This is a genomic window from Neisseria sp. (assembly GCF_030523955.1).
In the GTDB taxonomy this organism is placed as follows: Bacteria; Pseudomonadota; Gammaproteobacteria; order Burkholderiales; family Neisseriaceae; genus Neisseria.
In genome coordinates, this window is record NZ_JAUNHL010000097.1 from 1 (window position 1) to 4446 (window position 4446).

The 4446-nt window shown below is 52.1% G+C and carries 5 protein-coding genes; 2 read left to right on the top strand and 3 right to left on the bottom strand.

The features are described from left to right. From Q4C79_RS12910 to Q4C79_RS12920, 3 genes are all read right to left on the bottom strand, one after another. Nucleotides 1–394 (bottom strand): transposase (locus tag Q4C79_RS12910; protein ID WP_303091429.1); only part of this gene is annotated, 394 nt, incomplete at its 3' end. Nucleotides 395–637: 243 nt separating this feature from the next. Continuing rightward, nucleotides 638–1975, bottom strand: coding sequence for an esterase-like activity of phytase family protein (locus tag Q4C79_RS12915; RefSeq protein WP_303091430.1), 1338 nt, complete (start codon nt 1973–1975; stop codon nt 638–640). Nucleotides 1976–2164: 189 nt separating this feature from the next. After that, on the bottom strand, nt 2165–2665 hold the full coding sequence (locus Q4C79_RS12920; protein WP_303091431.1) for a MarR family winged helix-turn-helix transcriptional regulator: 501 nt from the start codon (nt 2663–2665) through the stop codon (nt 2165–2167). A gap of 106 nt (nt 2666–2771) precedes the next feature. Here Q4C79_RS12920 and Q4C79_RS12925 point away from each other — a divergent pair, with 106 nt between their 5' ends. Together Q4C79_RS12925 and Q4C79_RS12930 are read left to right on the top strand one after the other, a co-directional pair. Then, nucleotides 2772–3521 (top strand): EamA family transporter, encoded by a 750-nt coding sequence (locus tag Q4C79_RS12925; protein ID WP_303091432.1) that lies wholly within the window; start codon nt 2772–2774, stop codon nt 3519–3521. A gap of 200 nt (nt 3522–3721) precedes the next feature. After that, nucleotides 3722–4327: a nitroreductase family protein gene (locus tag Q4C79_RS12930; protein ID WP_303091433.1), complete on the top strand. Its 606-nt coding sequence runs from the start codon at nt 3722–3724 to the stop codon at nt 4325–4327. Nucleotides 4328–4446 lie beyond the last annotated feature (119 nt).

Consider the following 4446-nt stretch of genomic DNA (forward strand, 5'->3'; position numbering starts at 1 on the left):
CTTTTTGGGTCAGCTGGCGGTTAATCAGTTCGAGAAGCCGGGCTAAGGTGTCATCTTGTGCCAGCCAATTGCGGAAACGGCAGAGGGTGCTGTGATCAGGTAAGGCGACCTCATCAAAACCGCAGAAGAAGTAGAAATCCAGACGGGTAGCCAGACAGCGTTCCAATTCCGGATCGGAGAGGCTGTGCCATTGGCCGAGCAATACGGCTTTGAGCATGGGCAGTAGCGGATAGGCGGGGCGACCGCGGTGGTCGCGGATGTAACGGGTCTTTTGCTGGTTGAGCAGTTGTTCGATGGACTGCCAATCGAGTAGCCGGTTAATTTTGAGCAACGGGTAGCTGTCGATATGTTTGCTCATCATTATTTGGGCTTGTTGGTGGAAGAAGCTGCTCATAAAAAAACTCCTCTGAATTCTTTAGGGGGAATTTAGAGGAGTTTTGGTTTTTTTGCAAAGGTCTCAGGCCTGAATATCGACAGCACCAATAAACTCAAACACATATGAAGTTGCCGTCTTTTACAAAAACGACATTAACCTACCCACTCTCACCATGGTGAAAAACCGGGAGAAAATCAAACGCCTGCCGATCGACAAAACGGAATGATTTAGCCTAACGTGCGGGCGCATGCGCGTTATTCGTCAATTTGTTTTCAAAAAATCGCCCACATCCAATAAAATCAATTCATTATCATCAGCCTTGTTTGGCTCGCGGCTGGAAGAGAAAGGCAGATTGTTGTCATTACCGACGATAATATGGTGCTTATCGACAATATCTACGTTTTCGATCGTGAAAAACGGAAAGACAAACCTGCCGTTAACCAGCGGCTTTTTAGCCAGTTTTTTCGGGTCGCCGATATTCATCAAATCGATGTAGCCGACTTTTTCGGCCACTCCATTGTCGGTCAGCCGCACTTTATACACCCGTTTGAATTTGGCCGGTTTGTCGAAACAGCGGGCGGTATCTTTGCCGCCGCAGGGATAGGCCGATGTGCCTTCTTGATTGTCGCGTTCGATAATCAGGCCGTATTGATCGTCAATCATATTGAAATCGCCGATGGCATGATCGTTGTTTTCTAAAACATATTTCCAACTTTTGCCGGTGTAGGCGCGGGTGGCGGTGTCGAATTCCAAAATCCGCAGATAGTGTTTGTTACCGAGCTGCTCATAAGCTTTTTGTTCCTGATTCCACAAGGCACCTTCCAGCAGCGGATAAAGCTTGCCGCCGTCAGGCGACATGGCCATGCCTTCAAAACCTTTTGAACGCCTCACCTGAAAATCGGTCGTCTCTTGCGGTGTAGCCGGCAAGGTAAGTTTGGCATAATCGGGCGAATGCACGGTTTTGCCGTCCACCAGCGTATCGTGCACGGCAATCAGTTTGCCGTTTAAATCGAATTCCAATAAATGCGGCCCGAATTCTTCGCCTATCCACAGGCGGTTATTAGCGAACTGCAAACTTTCCGGATCAAAATCGCCGCCGGTCAGATAACGTTGCGAAGTATCTTCGTGCACAATGCGGAAAGGAGCCTTTTGATCGGGATCGTGCAGGAAAATGGTTTTTTGGGCAGTTAAGCGGTTGTTTTTCCAATCTACTTCGTATTGACGGAGAAACAGCGCCGAATCGGTAGAGTTTTTCTTATTGCCAAAACCGTTATCGGTCAGCAGCCAGATACTGCCGTCTTTCATTACCTTGATGCCGGAATGCCCTTGCACCGGCTGCCCTTGAAACGGAAAACTTATCCCCGTTTCCCGGCCATTGGACTTCCCCATCATGCTGGCAGCTTGGTTGTTCCGCCGGCCTTCGCTGAATTTGCCGCTAAGGTTCAAATCGCGCGGCGCATCGGCGGGCGGGCTGATAAAGGTTTGCGCAGGTAAAATCGCATGTCCGGCCAATTCGACAGGATATGGCGTGGCCGCATGGGAGAGGCTGCTCAAGGTTGCGGCGGCGAAAAACGGAGCCGATAGTGTTTTGATATCCATAACAGGGGATGGGAGAGTTGTGCGGAACCAATAATATAAAAAAGAAAGATGAAGGTTTGATGAACATCACGCAATGATTCATAAGACACACCCGGCTACAGTTGCCGGCAACACCGGCAAGCAAGCGTCCGGCCGGCTTTTATACACGGGTTAACTTAACTTCGCGCAGGCGCTGCCGCACCGCCACGGCTACTCTTCGGAAGCATCGGTTTCCAACACCCGCATCAGTACCGCCAAATCCGCTTCCAGCCGCCGGCGCACATCCGGCGGCAATGCGGCAAGAAGCTGTTTTTCATTGGCCACATGCGGAAACAGCGCCTCTTCTACCAATGCCTTGCCCTGCGGCGTGAGCCGGACCAGCAAGCTGCGCGCATCTTGCGGATTGGGCAGGCGCTCGATCAGGCCGCGCGTTTCAAGGCTTTTTAAGCGGGTAGTCATGGTGCCTGAAGTTACCATCAGCGAGGAGAACAACTCGGTGGGCGTCAAGCAATAAGGGGGGCCAGCCCGGCGCAGGGTGGCGAGTACGTCGAAAGCACCGCTGCCCAATCCATATAAATTGAACACTTGCTCGAGTTTGGGGGTCAGCAAGGCCGTGCAGCGCTTCAGCCGCCCGAACAACACCATATGCTCTGCTTCCAACTCAGGCATTTCGTTTTGCCATTGTTTCAATATCTTATCGACCGCATCCATCGTTTCGCACTTTTTTGTTTTTACATATTCGGATTATATATTTATCTTGAAAACAAGACAAATAAGCGTTATATTATCTTTAATTCAAGATAAATGAGCATATCCGATGCCTGCACACACCCCCACCCTCCTGCTGACCGCCTTGGCTCCCCTGATTTGGGGCAGTACCTATTTTGTGACCACCGAATTCCTGCCTCCCGACCGGCCTTTGACTGCCGCCGTATTGCGGATATTACCGGCCGGCTTGCTGCTGTTGCTGTGGACGCGCGAATGGCCGGCACGGGCGGATTGGGGCAAACTGTTGATTTTGGGCATACTCAATCTGGGCTTTTTCCAAGCCATGCTGTTTGTAGCGGCCTACCGTTTGCCCGGCGGCTTGGCAGCGATTTTAAGCTCCACTCAAACGCTGATGATCTTGGTGTTGATGGTTCTGGCCGGCAGCAGACCGCCGAAAATGACATGGGTTGCAGCTCTTTGCGGGGTGGCGGGTGTCATCTTGATGGTGGCTTCCCCGCAGACTCGGTTTGATACGCTGGGTATCGCAGCGGCACTGGCCGGAGCGGTTTCGGCAGCATCGGGCATTTTTTTAACCAAACGCTGGCCGGTCAAACTATCGGTGCTGGCGCTCACCGGCTGGCAGCTGCTGTTGGGCGGTTTGTGCCTGCTTCCCGCCGCCTACCTGCTGGAGCCCGATCTGCCTGCCGTGGTGTCTTCGTTGGGGCTGCTCAGCCCGGTATGCGCCTATTTGCTGGGCTGGCTGCTGCTCGATCAGGGAATGGGGCCGCGCGCCCTGCTGGGCTTTTCGCTGGTACTGGCATCGATTTACGGCGTGCAACAGGTATTGGAGAAAAATTAGAGCGTGTAGTCACAGTGCTTGCGAAGCGGTTTTTTGAAGGAAAATCTGCAGATGCAAGGCAAAAAGCACAGCAAGATTGAACATCTTGCGAGCATTTTTAACGCCGCAGACGACGGGAAGTTCTAACTTTAAATACCACCGTGCGTTGTATCAACAACCGGCTCTAAACCAACTTTTTTCTGTAACCACAAGGAGAAAAAATGAGTTCTTTAATGAATTTGCTGGTCAATCGTGTTTCCGTTCATCAATTCTCGCCCGATACATTGAACGAAGCCGATATTCGGGAACTGCTGGCCGCTGCCGTTCTGGCTCCTTCTGCCTATCACTTGCAAAACTGGCATTTCACGGTGGTTCGCAGCGACGAAGCCAAACAGCAGCTGCAAGCAGCAGCTTACGGCCAAGAAAAAATCAGCCAAGCGGCGGCGGTTTTCGTGATCAGCGGCGATTTACAGGCCTACCGCACACTAGGCGATAAACTCGCTCCGGTGGTAGCGGCGGGGCAACTGCCGGCAGCCACCGCCCATACTTGGGAAACGGCGGCATTCGATGCTTTCCATCTGCAACCGCAAGCACAGCGGGATGAAGCGATCCGAAGCGCCAGCCTCGCCGCCATGCCGCTAATGCTGGCGGCACAAGAAGCCGGATGGGCAAGCTGCCCGATGAGCGGATTTGACGCCGATGCCGTGCGTAAAGTCTGCGCACTGGAAGACCATTTTTTACCGGTATTATTGATTGCGGTCGGCCGCAACCGCCAGCCCGAACAACAGCAGAAACTTCGCCTGCCGCCGCAATATGCGCTTATATAGCCAATTAACTTAGTGCGTGCCGCCGACAGGCTTGCTTATAAAAAATTATAAAAATGTTTATTAAAGGCGTAAGGGACAAAATGGGTGCTATTTTGGAGTAGCATCTCTCTAAGGGACAT